Annotated in this window: 18 protein-coding genes and 1 pseudogene; 11 read left to right on the top strand and 8 right to left on the bottom strand. The window is 68.2% G+C overall.

Translation table 11 applies throughout. The annotated features are described in order from the left end of the window. Nucleotides 1–68 precede the first annotated feature (68 nt). Entirely contained in the window at nucleotides 69–1,355 is a 1,287-nt protein-coding gene (gene ptsJ, locus NSQ78_RS13380; protein ID WP_064238758.1) for a transcriptional regulator PtsJ, read from the top strand. Nucleotides 1,356–1,385: 30 nt separating this feature from the next. Here the strand turns inward: ptsJ and NSQ78_RS13375 are convergent, their stop codons facing one another. The 5 genes and pseudogenes from NSQ78_RS13375 to NSQ78_RS13355 form a co-directional block, all read right to left on the bottom strand. Continuing rightward, a complete protein-coding gene (locus NSQ78_RS13375; protein WP_064238757.1) occupies nucleotides 1,386–1,892 on the bottom strand; it encodes a hypothetical protein in 507 nt (168 codons plus the stop codon). Between the two features lie 191 nt (nucleotides 1,893–2,083). After that, entirely contained in the window at nucleotides 2,084–5,194 is a 3,111-nt protein-coding gene (locus NSQ78_RS13370) for an error-prone DNA polymerase (RefSeq protein ID WP_064238756.1), read from the bottom strand. 6 nt (nucleotides 5,195–5,200) lie between these two features. Further along, nucleotides 5,201–6,610: a DNA polymerase Y family protein gene (locus NSQ78_RS13365; protein ID WP_064238755.1), complete on the bottom strand. Its 1,410-nt coding sequence runs from the start codon at nucleotides 6,608–6,610 to the stop codon at nucleotides 5,201–5,203. 9 nt (nucleotides 6,611–6,619) lie between these two features. Further along, a pseudogene (gene imuA, locus NSQ78_RS13360) lies at nucleotides 6,620–7,236 on the bottom strand (translesion DNA synthesis-associated protein ImuA). A gap of 225 nt (nucleotides 7,237–7,461) precedes the next feature. Further along, entirely contained in the window at nucleotides 7,462–7,896 is a 435-nt protein-coding gene (locus NSQ78_RS13355; protein WP_053462937.1) for a glyoxalase/bleomycin resistance/dioxygenase family protein, read from the bottom strand. 337 nt (nucleotides 7,897–8,233) lie between these two features. Between NSQ78_RS13355 and NSQ78_RS13350 the strand changes: the two genes are divergently transcribed. Beyond that, on the top strand, nucleotides 8,234–11,029 hold the full coding sequence (locus tag NSQ78_RS13350) for a glycoside hydrolase family 3 C-terminal domain-containing protein (protein WP_080473144.1): 2,796 nt from the start codon (nucleotides 8,234–8,236) through the stop codon (nucleotides 11,027–11,029). Nucleotides 11,030–11,128: 99 nt separating this feature from the next. Here the strand turns inward: NSQ78_RS13350 and NSQ78_RS13345 are convergent, their stop codons facing one another. Next, a complete protein-coding gene (locus NSQ78_RS13345; RefSeq protein ID WP_053462938.1) occupies nucleotides 11,129–12,025 on the bottom strand; it encodes a LysR family transcriptional regulator in 897 nt (298 codons plus the stop codon). Between the two features lie 105 nt (nucleotides 12,026–12,130). Here NSQ78_RS13345 and NSQ78_RS13340 point away from each other — a divergent pair, with 105 nt between their 5' ends. The 3 genes from NSQ78_RS13340 (at nucleotide 12,131) to NSQ78_RS13330 (ending at nucleotide 16,008) form a co-directional block, all read left to right on the top strand. Next, a complete protein-coding gene (locus NSQ78_RS13340; RefSeq protein ID WP_064238754.1) occupies nucleotides 12,131–13,489 on the top strand; it encodes an MFS transporter in 1,359 nt (452 codons plus the stop codon). After that, a complete protein-coding gene (locus tag NSQ78_RS13335; protein ID WP_049465133.1) occupies nucleotides 13,489–13,875 on the top strand; it encodes a DUF4440 domain-containing protein in 387 nt (128 codons plus the stop codon). The genes NSQ78_RS13340 and NSQ78_RS13335 overlap by 1 nt, the downstream gene beginning before the upstream one ends. A 222-nt stretch (nucleotides 13,876–14,097) precedes the next feature. Continuing rightward, on the top strand, nucleotides 14,098–16,008 hold the full coding sequence (locus NSQ78_RS13330; RefSeq protein ID WP_064238753.1) for a CocE/NonD family hydrolase: 1,911 nt from the start codon (nucleotides 14,098–14,100) through the stop codon (nucleotides 16,006–16,008). Nucleotides 16,009–16,129: 121 nt separating this feature from the next. Here the strand turns inward: NSQ78_RS13330 and NSQ78_RS13325 are convergent, their stop codons facing one another. Together NSQ78_RS13325 and NSQ78_RS13320 are read right to left on the bottom strand one after the other, a co-directional pair. Then, nucleotides 16,130–17,083 (bottom strand): AraC family transcriptional regulator, encoded by a 954-nt coding sequence (locus tag NSQ78_RS13325; protein WP_049465136.1) that lies wholly within the window; start codon nucleotides 17,081–17,083, stop codon nucleotides 16,130–16,132. A gap of 180 nt (nucleotides 17,084–17,263) precedes the next feature. Further along, on the bottom strand, nucleotides 17,264–18,358 hold the full coding sequence (locus NSQ78_RS13320; protein WP_064238752.1) for an alkene reductase: 1,095 nt from the start codon (nucleotides 18,356–18,358) through the stop codon (nucleotides 17,264–17,266). Between the two features lie 172 nt (nucleotides 18,359–18,530). On the opposite strand from NSQ78_RS13320, the gene NSQ78_RS13315 reads away from it, so the two are divergent. The 6 genes from NSQ78_RS13315 (at nucleotide 18,531) to dld (ending at nucleotide 25,412) form a co-directional block, all read left to right on the top strand. Continuing rightward, nucleotides 18,531–19,289, top strand: a complete 759-nt coding sequence (locus tag NSQ78_RS13315) for an SDR family NAD(P)-dependent oxidoreductase (RefSeq protein WP_064238751.1) — start codon at nucleotides 18,531–18,533, stop codon at nucleotides 19,287–19,289. A 129-nt stretch (nucleotides 19,290–19,418) separates the two neighbouring features. Continuing rightward, nucleotides 19,419–19,871, top strand: coding sequence for an MgtC/SapB family protein (locus tag NSQ78_RS13310; RefSeq protein ID WP_049445899.1), 453 nt, complete (start codon nucleotides 19,419–19,421; stop codon nucleotides 19,869–19,871). A 223-nt stretch (nucleotides 19,872–20,094) separates the two neighbouring features. Beyond that, the gene (gene lldP / locus NSQ78_RS13305) at nucleotides 20,095–21,753 is read left to right on the top strand and encodes an L-lactate permease (RefSeq protein WP_064238750.1); all 1,659 of its coding nucleotides are present in this window, start codon (nucleotides 20,095–20,097) and stop codon (nucleotides 21,751–21,753) included. Nucleotides 21,754–21,806: 53 nt separating this feature from the next. After that, nucleotides 21,807–22,571 (top strand): transcriptional regulator LldR, encoded by a 765-nt coding sequence (gene lldR, locus NSQ78_RS13300; protein WP_064239660.1) that lies wholly within the window; start codon nucleotides 21,807–21,809, stop codon nucleotides 22,569–22,571. Between the two features lie 4 nt (nucleotides 22,572–22,575). Further along, nucleotides 22,576–23,715 carry an FMN-dependent L-lactate dehydrogenase LldD gene (lldD, locus tag NSQ78_RS13295; protein ID WP_049465145.1) on the top strand — a complete coding sequence of 380 codons (1,140 nt, stop codon included), beginning with the start codon at nucleotides 22,576–22,578 and terminating at the stop codon, nucleotides 23,713–23,715. Continuing rightward, nucleotides 23,712–25,412: a D-lactate dehydrogenase gene (gene dld / locus NSQ78_RS13290; RefSeq protein ID WP_064238749.1), complete on the top strand. Its 1,701-nt coding sequence runs from the start codon at nucleotides 23,712–23,714 to the stop codon at nucleotides 25,410–25,412. Before lldD ends, dld begins: the two co-directional genes overlap by 4 nt. The last annotated feature ends 168 nt before the right edge of the window (nucleotides 25,413–25,580 follow it).

Here is a 25,580-nt window from a genome sequence, read left to right as displayed (position 1 = left end):
CTCCAATGCAGGATGGCCAGGGTCGGATACACTGGCACAGGACAAGAGATAGTTTGGCATAGGACAAAATGAAAATCACCGGGCATAGCGCCGAGTCGATCTTCGACAGCATCCGCGATGGCATCGGCAAGGGCGGCCTGCCGGCCGGCAGTGTGCTGCCGCCGGTGCGCGAGCTGGCCGAACAGTTGGGGGTGAACCGCAACACCGTGGCTGCTGCGTACAAGCGATTGGATGCGGCGGGCCTGGCCAGCACGGCGGGCCGCCGTGGCACCGTGGTGCGCGGACTGCCGCCGGCGATGCCGCGCGAAGGCAGCACGCCGGGGCTGGCGCTGCAGGACCTGGCCGGTGGCAATCCGGATCCGCGCCTGCTGCCGAACCTGCGGCTGGCGTCGACGGCGCCACGGCTGTACGGCGTGGGCACGGTCGACCCGAGGTTGCAGGCGTTGGCACGCGCCTCGCTGGATGCAGACTGCCCCGAGGGGTATGCGCTGGAGCTGACCCATGGCGCGGTCGATGGCATTGAACGCCTGCTGGCGGCGTGGCTGCTGCCGGGAGATCGCATCGCGGTGGAGGATCCATGCTTCCTCGGCAGCCTCAACGTGCTCAACACTTCGGGCCACGCGCCGTTGCCGGTGGCGGTGGATGCCCATGGCATGCAGGTCGAATCGCTGCGGCAGGCATTGCAGGCCGGCGCACGTGCGGTGCTGCTGACGCCGCGTGCGCACAACCCGACCGGGGCGTGCCTGGATGCGAAGCGGGCACGGGCACTGCGCCAGTTGCTGGCGGCCTACCCGCAGGTGGCGGTGCTGATCGACGATCATTACGCGCTGCTCTCGCAGCAGGCCTACCACTCGGTGCTGCCGCCGGACGGCAGGCGCTGGGCGCTGCTGCGTTCGCTGTCCAAGCCGCTCGGCCCCGACCTGCGGCTGGCCTGGCTGGCCTGTGATGAAGAGACCGCGACGCGGTTGCGGTTGCGGTTGGCGCCAGGCACCGGCTGGGTCAGTCATCTGTTGCAGGATGCGGCCATCACGGTGCTGGCCTCGGCGGCGCAGCGGGCGAAGATCGCCGCCGCCGGAGCGCGTTACCAGCAGCGCCTGCAGTCACTGCAGGAACTGCTGCGCGCGCGGGGCATGCCGACGCCGCTGCCGATGGAGGGATTGAACCTGTGGCTGCCATTGCCGGCCGACAGCCATCCGCAGGTACTGGCGCTGGCCGCGCGCGGATGGCATGTGCGCCCGGGTGAAGTGTTCGCGGTGGCTGCGCCGGGGCATGGCCTGCGCATCACCTGCGCGGCGCTGGGCGCGGCGCAGCTGCGGCAGCTGGCCGATGATCTGGCGGCAGTGTGCGGTGTGTAGCGTCGAGCATGGCTCGACGCCAGAAGCAGATCAGGGCGCGGCGTTGGCGCTGGGGCGCACGTAGTAGGACTGGCCGCTGTCATCGATGAACATCAGCTCCGGCGTGCCCTGCCAGGAGGTGAGCATGGCGCCGGTGTTGTTCTGGTGCTTGACCATCAGGCTGGCACCCCGGTCCGGGTTGGCCACCACCTTGAATACCTCGGTGGTGCCGTTGGCATCGTCCAGGGTCAGCACGGCTTCGCCGCCGCGATCGCTGGTGCCATAGCCGCCGCGCTCGGAGCCGTCCGGGCCGAGCAGGATCAGGCCGGACAGGGCCGTGGCGCGCGGCCCCTGGGTCCGGCCGTGGCTGACCGGGTCGGGCACCGGCGCGCCGAGGATCACCCGGGGTTGGCCCGTGCCGTCGTGGATGATCAGCCCGCGTGCTTCGAGGATGCGCTGTGGCGATTGGCTGCGATGCAGGTTCCAGGCGGTCCAGCCGGAAACAAGCAGGGCGAGGGTGGAGACCACCAGTGTGGTCAGCAGCAGCGCACGGGGCATCGGGTGGTCCTTCCTTGGATGTGCCGACGATAGCGGATGCAAAAGGCGATGGGTAGAGTCGACTGTCAGTCGACTGCTGTTCGATCAGATCACGGAGATTCCCGCGCTGGCGCGCGCAAGTCGACTGACAGTCGACTCTACCTCTACCTGCTCGACATCACCCAGTGGCCGTTACGCGGTGATTCCCGGCGTCAATGGAAGTCGCGGCTGTGGCTGCGCAGCCCCTGCAGCAGTTCATCCAGGCAATGCATGCGCTGCACGATGACATGCTGCACGCCATCGACGCGTTCCAGGCGGCCGTCGATCTGCATCAGCTGGGTATCGACCAGTACCCGGTGCTGGCGATCGGCCAGGTGCCGCCAGACCACGGCATTGACCATGCCGGTCTCGTCTTCAAGGGTGAGGAAGGTAACGCCACTGGCGGTCTGCGGGCGCTGGCGCATGCGGACCAGGCCGGCGATGCGCACGCGGCGGCCATGGCCGTGGCCCGCCAGCTGCGCGGCATCCAGGCAGCCGCGGCTGCGCAGCTGCGCGCGCAGGAACGAGATCGGATGGCGGCCGAGGGTGGTGCCGGTGCTGCGGTAATCGGCCTGCATGTCGTCCCAGGCGCTGGGCAGCGGCAGCGGCACGCGCGCTTCAGCAGTGGCGCGGGCCTGGTCGAACAGCGGCAGGCGGTTTTCCACGCCGGAGATGTCCCACCGCGCACGATGGCGATGGCCACTGAGCCCACGCAGCGCACCGGCATCGGCCAGCAGGCCCTGCTGGCGGCGATCCAGTGCGGTGCGCTGGCACAGGTCGCCGACATCCTCGAACGGGCGCCGCGCACGTTCGCGCATGATGGCCTGTACAGCCGCTTCATTGCAGCCGTCGACCAGGCGCAGGCCGAGCCGGATCGCGGCCGTGCCCCTGCTGAAATCCAGCGTGCAGTCCCAGTCGCTGTAGCGCACGTCCACCGGCAGCACGCTGATGCCATGCCGGCGCGCATCCTGCAGCAGCTGGTCGGGACTGTAGAAACCCAGTGGCTGGCTGTTGATCAGGCTGGCGGTGAACGCGGCCGGGTGGTGGCATTTCAGCCAGCAGCTGTTATAGGTCAGCAGGGCGAAGCTGGCGGCGTGGCTTTCCGGGAAGCCGTAATCGCCGAAGCCCTTGATCTGCTCGAACAGGTGCTCACCGTATTCCAGGCTGAAGCCGTTCTCCAACATGCCGGCCAGCAGCTTCTCGCGATGCGGTTCCAGCCCGCCACGGCGTTTCCAGGCCGCCATCGAGCGGCGCAGGGCATCGGCCTGGCCAGGCGTGTAACCGGCTGCTTCGACCGCCAGCTGCATCACCTGTTCCTGGAACAATGGCACGCCCAGCGTGCGTGCGAACACGCGTTCCAGCTGCGGCGGGTAGAGCGGGTTGTCCGGGTCGTTCAATGCGCCCGGTCCCTGTTCGCGCAGGATCCGCCGCCGCTCCAGGTAAGGATGGACCATGTCACCCTGGATCGGGCCGGGGCGCACGATCGCGACTTCGATCACCAGGTCATAGAACGTGCGCGGCTGCATGCGCGGCAGCATCGCCATCTGCGCGCGCGATTCGATCTGGAACACGCCGATGGTATCGGCGGCGCAGATCATGTCGAAGGTCTTTGCATCCTTGGGCGGGATCGCATCCATGCGTCCTTCATGCAGGCCATGCTGTTTCAGCATCGCCAGGCACTTGCGGATGGCGGTGAGCATGCCAAGGGCCAGGCAGTCGACCTTCATCAGGCCGGTGGCATCCAGGTCATCCTTGTCCCACTGGATGACGGTGCGGTCGGCCATCGCCGCGTTTTCCACCGGCACCAGGGTCGACAGCGGATGCTCGGAGATCACGAAACCACCTGGGTGCTGCGACAGGTGGCGTGGAAAATCGATCAGCTCGGCGGTCAACGCCAGCAGGCGCCGCATCAACGGCGTGTCCGGATCGAAGCCACGCTCGCGCAGGGTTTCCGGCAGCGGGATGTTGCCGCCCCAGTGGTCCATCGCCGCGCCCAGTTCGTTGACCTGGTCCATCGGCAGGCCAAGTGCACGGGCGACGTCGCGGATCGCGCTGCGGCCACGGTAGCTGATGGCCACCGCGGTCAGTGCGGCGCGCTCGCGGCCATAGCGCTTGAACACGTACTGCAGCACTTCCTCGCGCCGCTCGTGCTCGAAATCGATGTCGATATCCGGTGGCTCGTCGCGCTCGGCGGAGATGAAGCGCTCGAACAGCAGGTTGCTGCGCGCCGGGTCGATCTCGGTCACGCCCAGCACGAAGCACACCGCCGAGTTGGCCGCCGAGCCGCGGCCCTGGCAGAGGATGTCCTGGCTGCGCGCGAAGCGCACGATGTCCTGCACGGTGAGGAAGTAGGAGGCGTAGTTCTTCTGCTTGATCAACGCCAGTTCGTGTTCGATCTGCTCGCGTTGTTTCGGTTTGATGCCGTCTTTCCAGCGCCACCCGATGCCACGCTCGACCAGCACGCGCAGCCAGCTGTCCGGATCGTGGCCCTCGGGCACCAGCTCGCGCGGGTAGGTGTACTGCAGCTGTTCCAGGGTGAAGTGGCAGCGCTCGGCGATGCGCAGGGTCTCGGCCAGCAGTTCGGGCGGATACAGCTGGGCCAGCGCGGTGCGCGGGCGCAGGTGGCGCTCGCCGTTGGGGAACAGGCGCCAGCCAGCCTCGGCCACGCTGCAGCGGTGGCGGATCGCGGTCAGCGTGTCCTGCAGGGCGCGGCGGCGGCGCACGTGCATGTGCACGTCGCCACTGGCGACCAGCGGCAGGTGGTGGCGTTCGCCGAAGGCCTGCAGCTGCTGCAGGCGGCGTGCGTCGTCGTGTTCGTGGTGCAGCTCCACCGCCAACCACAGCCGATCATTGAAGCCGGCGCGCAGCAGTTCCAGGTCGGTGGCGGCGGGTTGCCGGTCCAGCCACAGGCACAGCAGGCCGTCGGGCAGCCCGAGCAGGTCCTCGCGCAGGCAGCGGTACTCGCCCTTGGCTGCGCGCCGCCGGCAGGTGGTGATCAACTGGCAGAGCCCGGCATAGGCGGCCTGGTCGGTGCACAGCAGGGCCAGCTTCGGCCCGTCCTCGACCTGGAATTCGGCACCGACGATCAGCGCCACGCCATGCGTCTTCGCTGCCTGCCAGGCGCGCACGATGCCGGCCAGCGAGCATTCATCGGTGATCGCCAGCGCGCGATAGCCCTGGCCGGCGGCACGCGCGAACAGCTCTTCGGCGATCGAAGCACCGCGCTGGAAACTGAAGGCCGAAAGGCAGTGCAGTTCGGCGTAGCCGGGCAGTTCGCTGTGCATGGCGGCTCAGCCGAACCAGCCGTGCAGCATCCACGGCGCATGCGGATCGTTGCGCTCACGGAAGGCCCAGCCGCGCTGGCCGTGTGCGGTTTCCACCACGTAGTAGTCGCGGCGTGCGTCGGCCTGGTCCCACCAGCCCGATTCGATCCGCTCCGGCCCGGCGACGATGCGCAGGCGCGGGTCACGCAACGGTTGTGGGGTGTCCAGCAACCAGCCGGGGCGCAGCGGCCAGTACGACGGAGGCTTGGCCGCGGGCTGGGTGCCACTGGCGCGTTCGGGGCGATGGTCGGCCTGCACCGCCAGCGGCTGCACGGCGTCATCGCCCAGCCGCGCACGCAGGCGCTCGCGCAGCTGGTTCCAGGGCATCGCCTGCGCCGGCCGGGTATCGAACAGGTCGCGCGCGGCCGGTACGAATGGCGGCAACTGCTCGGCCTGCAGGCGCAGTGCGCGGCTGCCGGCCGGCAGGGCGAAAGCCTCCATGCGGTTGCGTGCGATCTCGAACAGCAGCGCGGGATCGCGCTCGGGCGCCAGCAGGCCGATGGTCAGCACGCTGGCCGGCAGCAGGTCGTGCTCGAACTGCAGGTCGAAGCGCTGCACGCCGCCATCGCGCGAACACAGGAACGCGGCCAGGTCCAGCAGCAGGCGGCGCAGCGGGAACAACAGGGCCTGGCTGGATTCGATTTCGTACTCGAATTCGATGCGTGCATCGAAACGGTCCGGTGGCTGGTAGTAGCGCAGGGGCGCGGTGGGTCGCCCACGCAATGCATCCAGCTGCTGCAGCACGTCCGGTGCGAAGCGCCGGGCCAGGCTGTCGCGCGGCAGTTCAAGTGCCGCGCCCAGCGTGCGCAGGCCGGAACGGCCAAGCACGGTGACCGCTTCGCTGGGCAGGCCGCAGCGCGGCAAGGGCAGCTGCGCCAGTGCCGCCGGCAGCTGCTGCGCATCGATGCCGAGGCCATCGTGGACGTTGGCCAGCACGCGCGCGGCATGCGGAGTAGGCGCCGCCACCAGCCGGTGGCGGAAACCAAGTTCGTGCAGTTCGCCGCGCAGCCGCTGCTGGATCGTCAACCAGTCACCGAACAGGGCGCGGCTGGCACCGATCTCCATGACCAGCGCGTGCGGGAAATCGAGGCTGACCTGCGAACTGTAGGCGTAGGCCCAGCTGGCCAGCAGCTGGCGGGTGTGCTGTTCGGCGTTGGGATCGTAATCGTGCAGGTGCATGTCCTGCACCAGCACCTGCGCGGCCGACAGCAGCATGCCCGGGCGCAGCCCTGCTGCGCGCGCGGCCGGGCTGACCGCACGCAGCACGCGGCGCTGCGCTGGGCCCTGCAGCAGCACCAGTGGCCGCTGCGGGTCCGGCTGCAGGCGCAGCACGCTGTCCAGCGCCAGCTGCGGCAACAACACGCAGGCCCAGTGCATGGCGCGGCCTCAGTGGGCGATGGCCAGTGGCAACGGCTGCGCGGGTGGCAGGCCGCCACGGCACTTCAGCACCCGTACCTGGCCGTGGTCGAGCTGCAGGCGCAGGCTGGCCGGGGAGGGATTGCGCGCCGCCTGTGCCTCGCGGAACACGAAGCCCAGGCACTGGCCGCTGTCGGCGGCCACCTGCAGCCGGCGCAGGGCACGGTCGTCGGCCTGGTGTGGCCAGCACAGCACCGCCGCGCAGGCGGCAGAGCGCAGGCATTGTTCGGCCGCCCACAGCGCCTGCTTCGGCGCAGCGTGGATGACCTGCAGCTGGGCCAGGTCCAGCCCGGCCGCAGCCCAGGCCGGGGCATGCGGGCGATGGGGGGGCGCGACCAGCACGATCGGGCGGTCGCGCTGGCTCAGCCTGGCCAGCGCCGGCCAGACCAGTGCCAGTTCGCCAACGCCCGGCGCCGCCTGCAGCACCTCGCACAGCCCGCTCGCTTCTACCAGCCGCCGCCGGGCAGGCGTGCGTCCAGCGCCGGGTGGCCGCTGGCCAGGTGGTCGCTGGCCGGCCCCTGGCGGGCCGGGCCGCGCCACAACTGGCGGCCGTCCAGCAGCCGGTCGAGGGCGACGACGGCGCCCATCAGCCGATCCTCCAGGGAAGGGCGCCGGGCAGGCTGGGAGCGACGGGAGCGGGCGGAAACGGCGGGCATGGCGCGAGTATCGACGGGCCGGTATCAGGGGCTGAGACCGGACATGCTACTCGCCCTGTGAGTAGAATTACTAATGAAATCGGAGGGGCGGGTTTCAGGTTGCTGAAGGGGTAAAGCATCCACGCATGGTGGGGTCTGCTGTGCTGTGGCGCCCCCTCAGCGCCCCTGCGGGTCCGGCCGGTGATGCACGTATTCGACCACGGTGCCATCGGGATGCACGGCGTTGAACGCCGCCCCGGTCGGGACCACCTGCAACGGGAAGATGATCTCGGCGCCGGCGGCGACCAGCTTGTCGTGATAGGGCCGAACGTCATCGACCAACAGTGTCCCCGTGGTCGAGGTGAACGGGGCCAGCGCCGCCTGGCTGCCTTCGATCAGCAGGAAGGCGCCGACCATGGCCAGGCGCAGCCCGGCTTCCGGGAACGGGAAGCCCGCATCGGCCACCACGCCCTGCAACTGCTCGTAGAACGCCACGCTGCGCTCCAGCTCGCCCGGAGCCACGAACACCCGGATCAGCACGCGCGGTGCGCGCTGGCTGGAGGTGTCACAGCGGTCGCGCCAGAGATGGTCGAAGTCGCGATGTACGTTCATGGGCTCGATTCGTGGCCAGGGACCTGCATTATCGGCAGCCCTGCGCGGCCCGCTGATGACCGCCAGTGATGGCCTGATAACTGCGGGCCAGGTTGCCCCTGTGACTTAGGTCCTGTTGACAGGTGTGAACGCCCTCGCACAATCTTCACAGGATTGGGTCGCCCTGCGCGGCCCGGGCAGGCAGGTTGTCACGCCGGGAGGAGGGTCCCGCGCGCAGACCGGCCCGTCCTCCGGCCTGTGGGGCGTTGCCTGGCAACCCCTGCGCGGCATGAACGCTGCACCCTTCGGCGGCACTTTCCCTGGACCGATTGCCTTGGCAACGGAATTACGCCTGCCGATGAAAACGTTTACAAAGCCGCTCGCACTGTCTCTGGCCCTGTCTGCCGCACTGGCCGCCCCGGCCTGGGCCGACCCTGCGGCGTTTACCGTACTGACCCTGGAACAGGCACCGGATGCGACGGCGATGCCGGCCCTGGCCGCGCAGTTGAAGACCCTGCAGGTGGACGCGGTGAGCGTGCGCCAGGTACAGCGCGGCATCGGCCAGGTCGATCCGCTGCAGGTGCTGGCCGATGGCCTGGGCTATGAATACCGCTTCATCGCCGCCGGCAAGGACGATGGCCAGACCCAGCGCGGCCAGGCCGTGCTGACCCGGCTGCCGATCGCCGCCGAGTCCGGCCCCGACCAGCCGGGCCTGAACTACCTGCGCCTGGACGATGGCCGCCACACCGTGGCGGTCTACACCGATGCTGGCGCAGGTGCGGCGCAGCTGCCGGCGCTGGTCACGCGTTCGCGGCTGGGCGCCCCGGCGGTGCTGCTCGGCGCGGTGGCCGGTGAATCGGCCAAGGCCGCAGGTTTCGATCCGGCGCGTGTCGCGCTGGAGGCCGATGCCAGCTATTTCAGCGACGGTTTCCAGGCCGCCAGCAGCGCACCGTTCAAGGTGGCAGGCAGCACCCTGCGCGCCACCCTGCTGACCCTGGCCTATGCCGCCGACAAGCACGGTGAAAAGCCATGGATGGACACCACCCTCAACGCCGATGCGCGCGCTGCGCTGCTGCTGAAGGCGATGACCGAGGATGAGAAGTTCCAGATGCTGCACAGCTACTTCGGGCTGGGCAAGGACGGTGGCCCGCTGCCGGAAGGTGCGGTCGGTTCGGCCGGCTTCGTGCCGGGCGTCCCGCGGTTGGGCATTCCGTCGCAGCAGTCGGCCGATGCCGGTGTCGGCGTGACCAATCCGGGGGGCATCCGCCCGGGCGACTTCGCCACGGCAATGCCATCGGGCCCGTCCACCGCATCGAGCTGGAACCGCGAAGTTGCCTTCGCCGGTGGCGCGACCATGGGCCGCGAGGCGTGGCAGCAGCGTTTCAACATCCTGCTGTCGGGCAGCGTCAACCTGCAGCGCGACCCGCGCAACGGCCGCAACTTCGAATATGCCGGTGAGGATCCGCTGCTGGCCGGCTCGATGGTCGGCGCGCTGATCCAGGGCGTGCAGAGCCAGCACGTGATCTCCTCGATGAAGCACTTCGCGCTGAACGACATGGAGACCCGGCGCAACTTCCACGACGTGCGCATCGGCGAACAGGCCATGCACGAGTCGGACCTGCTGGCGTTCGAGATCGCGCTGGACGCCGGCCGCCCTGGCGTGGCGATGTGCTCGTACAACAAGATCAACGGCACCTACGGCTGCGAGAACGGCTACCTGATGAACCAGGTGCTGAAGCAGGAATGGAAGTTCCCCGGTTTCGTGATGTCCGACTGGGGCGGCGTGCACAGTGGCTCGAAGGCAGCGCTGGCCGGCCTGGACCAGCAGTCGGCCGGTGAAGTGTTCGACGCGGCGGTGTTCTTCGATGAGCCGCTGCGCCTGGCCGTGCATGGCGGCGTGGTGCCGCAGGCGCGCCTGAACGACATGGTGGCGCGCATCCTGCGCACGATGTTCCTGCATGGCAACTTCGACAACCCGCCGCAGCACCAGAAGGTGGATGCCGAGGCCGGCTTCGCCGTTGCGCAGCGCACGGTGGAAGAGGGCAGCGTGCTGCTGCGCAATGAGGGCAACGTGTTGCCGCTGGCCGACAGCGTGAAGCGCATCGTCATCATCGGCGGCCATGCCGACAAGGGCGTGATCGGTGGTGGTGGTTCGTCGATGGTGGGCGTGACTGCCAAGGGCACCAACGCGGTGCCGGGCGTGATGCCGACCACCTGGCCGGGCCCGGTGATCTTCCATCCGTCCTCGCCGCTGGAATCGCTGCGTGCGGCGCGCCCGGACGCGACCGTTGAATATGTGGACGGGACCGATGCCGCGGCCGCGGCCAAGGCCGCCGCGCAGGCCGACGTGGCCATCGTGTTCGCGACCCAGTGGGCGGCCGAATCGGTGGACCTGCCGGACATGCAGCTGCCGGACAACCAGGACGCACTGATCTCGGCGGTGGCCAAGGCCAACCCGAAGACGGTGCTGGTGCTGGAAACCAACGGCCCGGTGCGCACGCCGTGGCTGGCGCAGGTGCCGGCGATGCTGCAGGCCTGGTACCCGGGCATCCGCGGTGGCGAAGGCATCGCCGCGCTGCTGACCGGCCAGGTCAATCCGTCGGGTCGCCTGCCGGTGACCTGGGTGACGGACGAGTCGCAGCTGCCGCGCCCGCATATCGATGGCCTGGGCTTCAAGCCGGCCAAGCCGTTCGGTGATGTGTTCGATTTCGATATCGAAGGTGCCAACGTCGGCTACAAGTGGATGGCGGCGAAGGGCCTGACCCCGACCTTCGCCTTTGGCCATGGCCTGTCCTACACCTCGTTCGCCTATGACAACCTGAAGGTGAGCGTGGAAGGTTCGCGCCTGGTCGCCAGCGTCGACATCCGCAACACCGGCAAGCGCGCCGGTGCCGACGTGGCCCAGCTGTACCTGAAGCTGCCGGCCGGCAGCACCACGCCGATCCGCCTGATCGGCTACGACAAGGTGACCCTGCAGCCGGGCGAACAGCGCCGCATCCGCATCGAAGCCGAGCCGAAGACGCTGGCCCACTACGATGCACAGGCGCGCCAGTGGAAGATCGACGGTGGCACCTACCAGGTACAGCTGTCGCGCAACGCCGCCGAACCGCTGCAGACGGTGGACGTGCAGTTGGTGGAGCAGGTGCTGCGCTGATGCATGAAGGCACGGCCCGCACAGGGCCGTGCCTGAAAAAGGGGACGGAGGGGATTAAGTCGTTTATGCATAAACGACTTAATCCCCTCCGTCCCCTTTTCATATGGCGAACCACCCGCGCAGGAAATCGATCAGCTGCCGCACCTTCGGTGAGGGCTGCGTGCTGTGCGGGTAGACCGCATACACGCTCTGCTGCGGGAAGCGGTGCTGGCGCAGCACCGGGCGCAGGCGGTCCTGGGCCAGGTCGTCCTCGATCAGCCAACGTGGCAGCACGGTGACCCCGGCGCCGGCCACGGCGAAGGCGCGCAGGCTGCTGGCGCCATCCACGCGCACCACGGCATTGCCTGGATGAGTGGCGAACAGCGCGTCGCTGCCATCGGGGGCAACCACCGGCACGTCGGCCAGGCGTGGGTAGCCCAGGCGGGGCAGGGTACCCAGCTGCACGGGGTCATCGGCCGCATCGGCCGAGGGCAGGCGTGCCAGCAGGGACGGAGCCGCCACCGCACACAGTGGATGGCGCTCCAGTTCGCTGGCGTGCAGCCCTGAATCCGGCAGGCGGCCAAGACGGATCGCCAGGTCGAAACGCTCGGGAATGAGGTCCGCCGGCGCCGGTGAGGTCGACAGATGCAACTGCAGGGCCGGATGCCGCGCACGGAACGCCTCCAACGCAGGAATCAAGCGCAGCTGGGCGTACTCCGGCGTGGTGGTCAGGCGCAGCACACCCTGCAGCTGGTGCTGGTCGCGGCGTGCGGCATCGATCGCTGCTTGCGCGGCATCCAGCGCCTGCACGCAGTGCTGCAGGAACTGCTCGCCGGCCTCGGTCAGGGCCAGGTGGCGGGTACTGCGCAGCAGCAGGGTCACGCCCAACTCCTGTTCCAGCCGCTTCAGGTTGAAGCTGACCACCGCGCGGCTGAGGCCGAGGCGATCGGCCGCAGCGGTCAGGCTGCCGGCCTCGACCACAGCGCGGAAGATATCGAAGCGGTCGAGGCTGACCATTGCGGCTCACTGTCAAAATGGTTTTGACAGTGTTGCAGCTGCCGTCGTGTTTTTCCAACAAGACCCACACGGCATGCTGGTCGCTTCCCCGCTGGAGCGCCGCCGATGCCGTCCCCCCGCCTGCGCCACGAGGCGATCTTCCTGCTGGTGTTCGCCCTGGATCTGGCCAACATGTTCATCGCCACGGTGGCCTATCCGGCATTGGCAGCGGAACTGCACGCCGAGGTCAGCACCCTGGCCTGGGTCGGCACCGCCTATATGCTGGGCCTGAGCGTGGTGATTCCGCTGGCGCCCTGGCTGGCTGCGCGCTGCGGCGAGCGTCGCTTGCTGCTGGTGGCGTTGCTGTTGTTCGCGGTTGCCGCTGCGCTGGCTGGCGCAGCGCCAGGGATCGGCTGGCTGCTCGGCTGGCGCCTGCTGCAGGGATTGGCCGGTGGCCTGCTGATTCCCGTGGCGCAGGCGGCAGCGTACCGGCACTGCACGCCCGGCCAGCGTGGCGCGCTGACCCGGCGCATCCTGCTGGTGGCGCTGCTGGTGCCGGCATTGGCGCCCGCGCTGGGCGGGTTGCTGGTGCAGTGGCTGTCCTGGCGCGGCGTGCTCTGGGCCAGCCTGCCGTTGGCGGTGGTGGCGATCGGGCTGGTGCTGGCGTGGATGCCGGCCGACGGCATGCGCAGTGCACCGCGCCTGCAGGCCTGTGCGCTGTCCACCGCGATGCTGGCGCTGGGCGCGCAGCTGCTGGCGCTGACCTGGCTGGGGGAGTCCGGACATCGCGGCGCAGGTGCCGTGTTGCTGCTGGTCGCACTGCTGCTGGCGGCGGCCCACCTGCAGCATGCACGCCGGCAGGCACAACCGCTGCTGCGCTGGTCACTGCTGTCCCATCGCGGGCTGCGCCTGGCGATGCTGGTGTATCTGGCCGTGCCCGGCGTGTTCATCGGCAGCCAGCTGGTCAGTACCCTGCAGCTGCACCAGGCCGGTTACAGCGCCGCACGCATCGGCGCGCTGATGCTGCCGTGGGCGCTGGCCTCGGCCGTGGCGATCACGGCCAGCAAACGGCTGCTGGCCCGCCTCGGCCCGGCCACGGTACTGCGCGTGGGCATGCTGCTGCAGGCCAGTGGGCTGCTGTTGATGGCGCTGCTGCCGCCGCCCGCCTTCGCATCGGCCGCGCTGTTGTTCGCGCTGATGGGCGCTGGCGGCAGCCTGTGCAGCAGTACCGCGCAGACGCTGGCCTTCCAGGGCGTGGAGGGCGAGGCGCTGGGTGATGCCAGCGCTCTCTGGAATCTCAATCGCCAGCTCAGCTTCTGCCTGGGCACCGCGGCCATCGCGCTGCTGCTGGCACTGGCCATGCAATGGCTGCCGGCCCACGCCACCCGCGTGGCGTTGGGGCTGGCCGCCCTGCTGACCCTGCTGCCGATGGCATTGCTGCGCAGGTCGCAGAGGATCACCTTTTCGCAACCGGAGAACACCTGATGGAAACCACCGCAGAACATGAAATCCACCACCTGCATGACAAGCTGCAGGCCTGGTTCCGTGCCGACGTCGGCACCGACGCGCTGGGTGATCTGATGGCGCATTTCTGCGCGGACTTCAGCATGGCCGGCATCGCCGGGCGCCGATTGGATCGGCAGGCCGTGCAGGCGTTGTTCGCCAGTGGTCACGGCGCGCGCCCCGGGCTGCGGATTTCCATCGACGCCGTGCAGGCGGTGGATGCGCCGTTGCCGCTGGCGGTGCTGCGCTATCGCGAAGGGCATTCGATCGATGACGGCCAGCCCGCGTGGCGCGAATCGCTGGCGGTGCTGAGGCAGGAAGAGGGTCGCTGGCGCTGGCTGGCGCTGCACGAGGTGGTGGTGGCCTGACCGGGTAGTGTCGGCCGCTGGTACAACTTCATGCGTCCCGGGGCGCGTTGCGCGGTTGTTTACCAGCGGGTAGCACTACCGGTCATGCGGCGAGCGCAGCGGCACCGCAGACACATGTGCCATCAGTCCTGCCTGCATCCACCGCAGAATGCAAAGCCTGCACACACTTCACGGCGCAGGGCAGGAGTAGGCTTGGAGCTTTCCTGCCGGGAGGGGTTGTCCATGCGTGTGCGTGCCGTCGCTGTAGCCATTGCCCTTTGCCTGTCCAGCACTGTGCTGGCCGCCGATACCCCGCCGATGACCCCGGACATCAGCGGAAAGCCCTTCGTTGCCCCCGATGTCGGTCGTGACTACGACAAGCGCGTGGTGATGGTGCCGATGCGTGATGGCACCAAGCTGTATACGGTGATCGTGGTGCCCAAGGGCGCCCACAATGCGCCGATCCTGCTGACCCGCACCCCCTACGATGCCGCCGGCCGCGCCAGCCGCAGCGATTCGCCGCGCATGCGCGACCTGCTGCCGCAGGGCGACGAGGTGTTCGTCGACGGCGGTTACATCCGCGTGTTCCAGGACATCCGCGGCAAGTACGGCTCCGAAGGCGATTACGTGATGACCCGGCCGCTGCGCGGGCCGTTGAACAACACCAAGGTGGACCACGCCACCGACGCCTGGGACACCATCGACTGGCTGGTGAAGAACGTGCCGGAGAGCAATGGCAAGGTCGGCATGCTCGGCTCGTCGTACGAGGGCTTCACCGTGGTGATGGCGCTGACCGACCCGCACCCGGCACTGAAGGTAGCCGCACCGCAGAGCCCGATGGTCGATGGCTGGATGGGTGACGACTGGCTCAACTACGGTGCGTTCCGGCAGGTCAATTTCAACTATTTCGCAATGCAGACCGAGAAGCGCGGCAAGGGCACGCCGCTGCCCAGCCTGGGCTACGACGACTACAGCACTTTCCTGCGCCTCGGTTCGGCCGGCGACTACGCGCGTTTCACCGGCGTGGACCAGCTGACCTGGTGGAAGAAGCTGGTTGAGCATCCGGCCTATGACGGCTTCTGGCAGGGCCAGGCGCTGGACGCGGTGATGGCGAAGACGCCGCTGAAGGTACCGACCCTGTGGCTGCAGGGCCTGTGGGACCAGGAGGACATGTGGGGCGCCAACCACGCCTACCAGGCGATGGAAGGGCGCGACAGCGGCAACAACCGCAATTACCTGGTGATGGGCCCGTGGCGGCACAGCCAGGTGAACTACAGCGGCAGCGAACTGGGCGCGCTGAAGTTCGATGGCGATACCGCGCTGCAGTTCCGTCGCGATGTGCTCAAGCCTTTCTTCGACCAGTACCTGGTGGACGGTGCACCGAAGGCCGACACGCCGCCGGTGCTGATCTACAACACCGGCGAAAACCACTGGGACCGCCTGAAAGGGTGGCCGCGCAGCTGCGACAAGGGCTGTGCCGCCAGCAGCAAGCCGCTCTATCTGCGTGCCGGCGGCAAGCTGGCGTTCCAGGCGCCAGCGGCGGGCGAGGGCGACTTCGAGGAGTACGTGTCCGACCCGGCCAAGCCGGTGCCGTTCGTGCCGCGCCCGATCCGCTTCGGCGACCGCGACATGTGGACCACCTGGCTGGTCAAGGACCAGCGCTTTGTCGATGGTCGCCCGGACGTGTTGACCTTCATCACCGAACCGCTGACGGCGCCGCTGCGCATCGGCGGCGCACCGGTGGTTCACCTGCAGGCCTCGACCAGTGGCACCGACAGCGACTGGGTGGTGAAGCTGATCGATGTGTACCCGGACCAGGAAGCGTCGACGCCGGAGATGGGGGGCTACGAGCTGCCCGTGTCGCTGGCGATCTTCCGTGGCCGCTACCGCGAGAGCTTCAGCGAACCCAAGCCGCTGGCGGCGAACCAGGTGCTGCCGTACCGCTTCGATCTGCCCAACGCCAACCACACCTTCCAGAAGGGGCACCGGGTGATGGTGCAGGTGCAGTCCAGCCTGTTCCCGCTGTATGACCGCAATCCGCAGACCTACGTGCCCAACCTCTACCTGGCCAAGCCAGGCGATTACCAGAAGGCCACGCAGCGGGTGTGGCACAGCGCGGCGCAGGCCAGCTACATCGATCTGCCGGTGTATTGAGCTTGCTGAGGTCCTCCGGGTTCGCCATGCCCGGAGTTGGTGGTAGTGCCGGCCGCTGGCCGGCATCCACGACGGTGCCGGAGCGTGTCGACCCAGGTCGGCACCTGCCGGCGACAGGCTCTCACCCCACCTTCGAGGGACCGGTGCGCCATCGGCTGGGCACCAGGCCGAAGCGCTTGCGGAACGCGGCGGCGAAGTTGCTGGGGTGGCGGTAGCCGCTGGCGGCGGCGGCCTGTTCGACGGTCCATCCGTTTTCGCGCAGGCCCTGTTCGGCGTGGCGCATGCGCTGCTCGTGCAGATAATCGAACACCGAGCTTCCATACTGCTGGGCAAAATGGCGGCGCAGTGAGCTGGGGCTCATGCAGGCCAGCCGGGCCAGCTCGACCAGGCTGTGGGCATGGCTGGGGTCGTCATGCAGGTAGCTGCGCACGCGTTCCAGGCGCTCGCGCTGGCCGGCGCGCAGCGTGCGCACCGGGTCGGCCTGCAGGTCCTCCGCCTGCAGGCCGAGCGCCAGCAGCTGCAGTGCCACGCCCTCGCGCCACAAGGCATCGATGCCGTCCTGCCACGGGCGGTCGAACAACTGGCCCAGCACCGGCAACATCGCGTGTGGAATGGCCCAGTGGCGGCATTCCAGGTGCGTGTCGAGCGCCTTTTCCAGCAGTGGCATCCGGAAAACTTCCGCATCGACTCCCGCCGGCACGATCACGCTGACCCCGCGCATGCGCGTCTGGCCGGGGTGCGCGCCGGTCATCTCGATCTGGTCGCGATGCTGGGCGGTCATCGCGGTACCGGCACGCAGGGTAAATGCACCGCGTCGCGGGATACGCACGTCGACCTGCCCCTGCAGCATCACGCGGATGGCAAGCCCGGGACGCTGCTGCGCGGTAGCCACATAGGGGAACCGGTTATGCACGTCAGAGGCGATCAGGCTCATGCCACCGCGCATGAACTGTTCGTTGACCTCGCCGCGACCGGCCCACTGGTCCTCGCGCAGGTGTTCCGGATCAGCGCGGTAATCGAAGCCATGGCGCTGGCCGAAACGGCGGTAATCGGCAAAGGTGAAATATCGGGACATCGCTCGGCGCTCGGCAAGGAAAACGGGGCGTCGGTGCACGCTCGCCCTTCGCGTGACATCGCGTTATTTTCGCTGCTGCTGCCGCCTCGATGAGGGGCGGGGTGGCCAAAAACAGGGATCCAAACGGCCAAACTGCCGGCTCCGGTGCCTGCCCGGAACCGGGCAGGCACCGCATTGAACTCAGCGGTCCAACGGTGGGTAATCGGTATAGCCGTGTTCGCCGCCGCCGTACAGCGTGTCCGCATCCAGCTCGGCCAACGGCGCACCGGTACGCAGGCGCGCGACCAGATCCGGATTGGCGATGAAGGGTCGGCCGAAGGCGACCATGTCGGCGTAGCCGCTGGCTACGGCCTGGCCGGCGCGTGCGGCATCGTAGCCGTTGTTGGCGATCCACCGGCCGCAGAAGCGAGCGCGCAGGCCCGCATAGTCGAACGCGATATTGTCACGGTCGCCTCCGGTGGCGCCTTCGATGACATGGATGAAGGCCAGCCCGTCAATCGCATCCAGGCGTTCCACCGCACGATTGAACAGCGGCTGCGGGTCGCTGTCGTGCGCGTCGTTGACCGGCGTGACCGGCGACAGGCGCACGCCGGTACGGCCCGGGCCGATGGCATCGGCTACTGCACTGACCACTTCGAACAGCAGGCGCGTGCGGTTCTCGATGCTGCCGCCGTAGGCATCGTCACGATGGTTGCTGCCGTCGCGCAGGAACTGGTCGATCAGGTAGCCATTGGCCGCATGCACTTCCACGCCATCGAAACCGGCGTCGATCGCATTGCGGGCGGCAGTCCGGAAGTCCTCGATGAGCGCCGGGATCTCTTCGATGCCCAGCGCGCGGGGCTCGGATACATCTTCGAAACCGTTGGCGGTGAAGGTCTTGCCCTGGGCACGGATCGCGCTGGGCGCCACCGGCACTTCGCCTTCCGGCAGCAGGCTGGTGTGGGAAATGCGGCCCACGTGCCAGAGCTGCAGCACGATGCGTCCGCCCTCGGCGTGCACTGCATCGGTGACCGTTTTCCAAGCGGCGACCTGGTCACGGCTGTAGATGCCCGGGGTGTCCAGATAGCCCTGGCCGAGCGGGCTGATCTGCGTGGCCTCGGCGATGATCAGGCCGGCGCTGGCACGCTGCCGGTAGTAGGTGACCGCCAGCGGTGAGGGCACGCGGTCGGGCAGGGCACGGTTGCGCGTCAGGGGCGCCATCGCGATGCGGTTGGCTACGGCGATATCACCGAGGCGGGTGGGCGTGAACAGCAGATCGGCGGCAGGGGTCGTCATCGGGAATTCCATGGGGAGGAGATGCGTGACCTGAGCATAGGCGCGAACGCGTTGCAGCGATGGGAAGGATCGTTGCAGGCCCTGTATATGCCACGGTCGTAACACGTCGGGGCGTAGCGTGCTGGCCAGGCGGGTGCATTCCGCTTCGATTGACAACACGTGGAGAACACAGATGATCGATTACCAGCTCACCGGCAAGACCGCGATCGTGACCGGCGGCGTCTCCGGCATCGGCCTTGCGGTGGCGCAGACACTGGCGGCGTCCGGTGCCCGGATCTCGGTCTGGGATCTCAAGCAGGATGCGGTGGATGCCACTGTCGCGCAGTTGCAGGTGCACGGCGGACAGGCGATCGGTGTGGCGCTGGACGTCAGCGATGATGCGGCGGTGGAGGCCGCAGTGCAGCGCACGGTGAAGGAGCTCGGCGGGGTGCATATCGCGGTCAACAACGCCGGCATCAGCGGGCCTGCAGCCAGCAGTGGCGACTATCCGGTCGATGGCTGGCAGCGCGTGATCGACGTGAACCTGACCAGTGTCTTCCTGTGCCAGCGTGCGCAGATCCAGGCCATGCGTGCGGCCGGCAGCGGCGGCAGCATCATCAACATGGCTTCGATCCTGGGCCAGGTGGGCTATGCCGGCTCCACTGCCTATGTGGCCGCCAAGCACGGCGTGGTCGGGCTGACCCAGACCGCTGCCTGGGAACATGCCGCAGACGGCATCCGTGTCAACGCGGTGGGCCCGGGGTTCATCAGCACGCCGCTGCTGGAGAAGATGGACCCGAAGGTGCGCGCCACCCTGGAGGGTCGCCACGCATTGAAGCGGCTGGGCACGGCGGAGGAAGTGGCGGCGCTGGTGGCCTGGCTGGCCAGCGACGATGCGTCGTTCGCGACCGGCACGTACTACGCCATCGATGGCGGCTACCTGGCGCAATGAGCGCGTGCGGTCAGCAGATCCACGCAGGGCGTGGATGAGGACGTGCGGTGAAGAGGGCGTGCCATCGTCTTCACTCCCGCCCTACGACCGCCGAGCAAGGCTCCGGGAAAAACACCCGGAGCCTGACCCATGGAACTTACCCAGGATGTCTCGATCCTGCTGCGCGTCGCGACCGCGATGCTGTTCGGCGGCGTGCTTGGCGTCGAGCGCGAGATGGGCAAGCACGCCGCTGGCCTGCGCACGCACATGCTGATCGCGGGGGCCGCCGCGTTGATCGTCGGCCTCGGTGATTCGGTGGCCGAGCATTTCCAGCAGGAGCGCTATCGCGACCTGCTGCAGGTTGATCCGGTGCGTCTGATCGAGGCGGTGGTGGCCTGTGTTGGTTTCGTGGCCGCCGGCACCATCCTGCGTGGCTCACGCGAGGACCAGGTCAGCGGTCTGACGACGGCCAGCTCGCTGATCATGGCCGCGGCCATCGGGATTGCGGTGGGGATCAGCAAGTACGTGATCGCCATCGGCGTGAGCGTGCTGTGCGTGCTGGTGCTGGCGGTGATGCGGCGGTTGGAGAAGCGGATTTCATAAGGAATCTCGAGTTGCCAGCCAGCGGCCGGCACCTCCAGGGTCTCGCTAATGGTAGTACCACTATAATGTGTAACCCTATGGTCTAATAGGCTCTTCATCGGAGTGGCGGTTAAATCCGTCGCACGTGGTCTGATCGGATTCGTTATTGGTAGTACCAATAATCGCCAGCCACGGCCATCCACCGCCTGCGGTGGGTACATTCCGCCTCCAGTCGAGAGTCTTCATGCAGCCCTGGCAACACCTGTACGACCCCGCCGGCAACCTGTGGTTGTCCAGCCTGATCGCGCTGCTGCCGATCGCGTTCTTCTTCGTTGCCCTGGCCGTGCTGCGCATGAAGGGCTGGCTGGCCGGCACGATCACCGTGGCCATCGCGCTTGGCGTGGCCCTGCTGTTCTACCGCATGCCGTTGCCCCAGGCGCTGGGTGCGGCCGGCTTCGGCTTCGTCTACGGCCTGTGGCCGATCGCCTGGATCATCATCGGCGCGGTGTTCCTCTACAAGGTCTCGGTCAAGACCGGGCAGTTCGACATCATCCGCGCTTCGATCCTGTCGGTGACCGAAGACCAGCGCTTGCAGATGCTGATGGTCGGCTTCGCGTTCGGTGCCTTCCTGGAAGGGGCGGCCGGTTTCGGTGCGCCGGTGGCGATCACCGCAGCATTGCTGGTCGGGCTGGGTTTCAAGCCGCTGTACGCCGCTGGCCTGTGCCTGATCGTCAACACCGCGCCGGTGGCGTTCGGCGCGATGGGCATCCCGATCATCGTGGCCGGGCAGGTGACCGGCCTGGACGCATTCGAGATCGGCCAGATGGCCGGCCGCCAGCTGCCGTTCCTGACCGTCATCGTGCTGTTCTGGATCATGGCGATCATGGATGGCTGGCGTGGCATCAAGGAAACCTGGCCGGCGGTGCTGGTGGCCGGCGGCTCGTTCGCCCTCGCGCAGTACCTGACCTCGAACTTCATCGGCCCGGAGCTGCCGGACATCACCGCGTCGCTGGCGTCACTGGTGTGCCTGACCCTGTTCCTGCGCCGCTGGAAGCCGGTACGGATCTTCCGCTTCGATACCGAAACCAGCGCCGAGGCGGCTGCACAGGCACTGGAGGCACCGCGCTACAGCGTCGGCCAGATCGCCAAGGCGTGGTCGCCGTTCCTGATCCTCACCGCGATGGTCACGTTGTGGAGCATCAAGCCGTTCAAGTCGCTGTTCGCGGCGGGCGGCCCGCTGGAAAGCTGGGTGCTGAAGCTCCCGGTGCCGGGCCTGGACCAGAGGGTGCAGAAGATGCCGCCGATCGTGGACGCGCCGCTCAGCTATGAGGCGGTCTATAAATTCGACTGGTTCTCGGCCACCGGGACCTCGATCCTCCTTGCGGCGGTGATCGCGATCATCGCGCTGCGCATGCCGGCCCGATCGGCGCTGAAGACCTTCGGTGAAACCGTACGTGAGCTGCGCATGCCGATCTACTCCATCGGCATGGTGCTGGCCTTCGCCTTCATCGCCAACTATTCGGGCCTGTCGGCGACGCTGGCACTGGCATTGGCGCACACCGGCGACGCCTTCCCGTTCTTCTCGCCGTTCCTGGGCTGGCTGGGCGTGTTCCTGACCGGTTCGGACACCTCGTCCAATGCGCTGTTCTCGGCACTGCAGGCCACCACCGCGCAGCAGATCGGCGTGTCCGACGTGCTGCTGGTGGCGGCCAATACCACCGGCGGGGTCACCGGCAAGATGATCTCGCCGCAGTCGATCGCCATCGCCTGTGCGGCGGTCGGCCTGGCCGGCAAGGAGTCGGACCTGTTCCGCTTCACCGTCAGGCACAGCCTGGTCTTCACCACGATGGTCGGCCTGATCACCCTGGCCCAGGCCTACTGGCTGACCTGGATGATTCCCTGAGCCATGCCGTGCGCTCTGACCCCCTGCTGCACGCTTCGGGCCACAATGGCGCCATGAGCACGCAACGTATTTCGGACAGGGTGGCCGCGCAGCTGCGCGGCCTGGTGCAGGAGCAGGGGCTGCGGCCGGGCGACCGGTTGCCGGCCGAGCGCACCCTGGCGGTGCAGCTGGGGGTCTCGCGCACCGCGCTGCGCGAGGCCATCGCGCAGCTGGCCAGCCAGGGCCTGTTGACCGCACGGGTCGGTGGCGGCACCTACGTGGCCGAACCGGCGGCGCGCGCGCGGCAGGCGCTGGATGAACCACTGGCGCCCTACCTGCCGCTGTTCCAGGGCGATCCGGAATACCGCTTCGACGTGCTGGAGATCCGCCACGCGCTGGAAGGTGCCACCGCCTGGCATGCGGCGCTGCGGGCGACCGACGAGGACCGTGCGCGCATCGCGCAGGCCTTCCAGACCATGATGGACGCGCACGGCAAGGACGACCCCGCCGGCGAAGCGGAGGCAGACGCGGCCTTCCACCTGTCCATCGCCGAGGCGTCGCACAACCTGGTGCTGCTGCAGGTGATGCGCGGGCTGTTCGAGCTGCTGCAGACCAACATCTCGCAGAGCCGCGAGAAGCTCTATACCTCGGCACGGACCTTCTCGCCATTGTCCGACCAGCACCGCGAAATGATGGACGCGGTGCTGGCCGGCGATCCCGAACGCGCGCGCGCCGCCGCGCATGCCCACCTCGAGTTCGTGCACACCACGCTGCGCACCCTCGATGACAACGAAGCCCGGCGTGCGCGGGCCTCGCGCCTGCCTTCCCCACACGGTTGACCCCATGATCATCTCCGCCTCCACCGATTACCGTGCTGCGGCCGAACGCCGGCTGCCGCCGTTCCTGTTCCACTACATCGATGGCGGCGCGTATGCCGAGCACACGCTGAAGCGCAACGTTTCCGACCTGTCCGACATCGCGCTGCGCCAGCGCATCCTGCGCAACATGTCCGACCTGAGCCTGGAAACCGAGCTGTTCGGCGAGAAACTGGCGATGCCGGTGGCGCTGGCGCCGGTCGGCCTGACCGGCATGTACGCCCGGCGCGGCGAAGTGCAGGCGGCGCGCGCGGCCGACAGCCGCGGCATCCCGTTCACCCTGTCCACGGTGTCGGTGTGCCCGATCGAGGAGGTGGCACCGGCGATCCAGCGGCCGATGTGGTTCCAGCTGTACGTGCTGCGCGATCGCGGCTTCATGCGCAATGCGCTGGAGCGGGCAAAGGCTGCGGGCGTGACCACGCTGGTGTTCACCGTGGACATGCCGGTGCCGGGCGCGCGCTACCGCGATGCCCATTCGGGCATGAGCGGCCCGAACGCCTCGCTGCGCCGCATCGGCCAGGCCATCACCCATCCGCACTGGGCGTGGGACGTCGGCCTGTTCGGCCGCCCGCATGATCTGGGCAACATCTCCACCTACCGTGGCAACCCGACCGGGCTGGAGGACTACATCGGCTGGCTGGGCAGCAACTTCGACCCGTCCATTTCGTGGAAGGACCTGGAGTGGATCCGCGAGTTCTGGAACGGCCCGATGGTGATCAAGGGCATCCTCGACCCGGATGATGCGCGCGATGCGGTCAGGTTCGGTGCCGATGGCATCGTGGTGTCCAACCACGGTGGCCGCCAGCTGGATGGGGTGCTGTCCACCGCACGTGCATTGCCGGCCATTGCCGATGCGGTGCAGGGCGACCTGAAGATCCTTGCCGATTCGGGCATCCGCACCGGCCTGGACGTGGTGCGCATGCTGGCGCTGGGGGCCGATACCGTGCTGCTGGGTCGTGCCTTCGTCTATGCACTGGCCGCCCAGGGCGAGGCCGGCGTGGCCAACCTGCTGGACCTGATCGCCAAGGAGATGCGCGTGGCGATGACACTGACCGGCGCGCGCCGCATCGCCGACATCGGCCGCGATCTGCTGGTCAGCCTGCCATGAGTGGCCACGATGCCGTGCTGGCGCAGTTGCGCGACGCGGTCGGTAGCCGCCATGTGCTGACCGGTGAGAGGGCCACTCGCCGCTTCCGCCGTGGCTACCGCTTCGGCGACGGCCCGGTACTGGCGGTGGTGCGCCCGGGCACGCTGCTGGAACTGTGGCGTGTGCTGCAGGCGGCGGTGCAGGGCGGCGCGGCGATCATCCTGCAGGCAGCCAACACCGGCCTGACCGGTGGCTCGACCCCGGACGGCGATGACTATGGCCGGCCGATCGTGCTGGTCAGCACGCTGCGCCTGACCGGCATCCAGCTGTTGAACGAAGGCCGCCAGGTGCTGTGCCTGCCCGGTGCGACACTCGACCGCCTGGAGCAGACCCTGGCGCCGCTGGGCCGCGAACCGCATTCGGTGATCGGCTCGTCCTGCATCGGCGCCTCGGTGTTGGGTGGCATCTGCAACAACTCCGGTGGCGCGCTGGTGCGACGTGGCCCGGCCTACACGGAGCTGGCGCTGTATGCGCAGGTCGATGCGCAGGGCCAGCTGCAACTGGTCAACCATCTGGGCATCGCGCTGGGTGAGACGCCCGAGCAGATCCTGCAGCGCCTGCAGGCCGGTGACTACTCGGCTGCCGACGTGGGCGACGGCGATGGCCGCGCCGCCTCCGATCCCCACTACGCCGAGGACGTGCGCCGGATTGATGCCGATACCCCGGCGCGTTTCAATGCGGATCCCCGCCGCCACTTCGAGGCCGCCGGGTCCGCCGGCAAGCTGGCGGTGTTCGCAGTGCGCCTGGATACCTTCGAAAAGGAGGCCGCCGAGGTCTTCTACATCGGTAGCAACCGCACCGACAGCCTCACGGCGATCCGGCGCCAGCTGCTGACCGGCTTCGAGCGGCTGCCGATTGCCGGTGAGTACATCCACCGCGATGCGTATGACATCGGCGAGCGCTACGGCAAGGACAGCTTCCTGCTGATCGACCGCCTGGGCACTGCGCGCGTGCCGGCCGCGTTCGCACTGAAGAGCCGGGTCGATGGCTGGTTCGAACGGTTGGGCCTGCGCGGGGTCACCGACCGGGTGATGCAGGGGCTGACCGGCCTGCTGCCCTCGCACCTGCCCACGCGCATGGGTGAGTTCCGCCAGCGCTATGAGCACCACTTGTTGCTGAAGGTCTCTGCGCAGGACGCAGCACAGACCGAAGCGTGGTTGCGCGACTTCTTCGCCGCGCACGAGGGAGGCTATTTCCACTGCACGGCGGAGGAGGGGCGCAAGGCTTTCCTGCACCGCTTCGCCGTGGCCGGTGCGGCGGTACGCTACCGCGAAGTGCATCGCGCGCAGGTGCAGGACATCGTGGCGCTGGACATCGCGCTGCGCCGCGATGACGCCGACTGGTTCGAGCAGTTGCCGGCCGATCTCGACGGCCGCCTGCTGCACAAGCTCTACTACGGCCACTTCCTGTGCCACGTGTTCCACCAGGACTACATCGCGCGCAAGGGCGAGGACCCGATGGCGATCGAGCATGCGATGTGGGCGCTGCTGGACCAGCGTGGCGCCGAATATCCGGCCGAACACAATGTAGGCCACCTGTACCCGGCCAAGCCGGCGCTGTCGGGGTTCTACCGGCAGCTGGACCCGAGCAACACGTTCAACCCCGGTATCGGCCAGACCTCGAAAGCGAAGGGCTGGGGTGGCTGCGACTGCGGATGATGTAGAGCCGAGCCCATGCTCGGCTGCTCGTCCGGACAGACAGCAGTCGAGCATGGCTCGACTCCACACAGGTGATGGCGGGCAGCGGTTACCATCGCAATCCCAGCCTGTTCCGCTTCAGCAGCGGGGCATTCCACCCCGACCAGGCGCTGCCGGACTGCGGGGTAT

The organism is Stenotrophomonas sp. FSL W7-1447, from assembly GCF_037966425.1.
GTDB classification, from domain to species: Bacteria; Pseudomonadota; Gammaproteobacteria; order Xanthomonadales; family Xanthomonadaceae; genus Stenotrophomonas; species Stenotrophomonas pavanii.
This window is presented reverse-complemented; position numbering and strand designations above follow the sequence as displayed.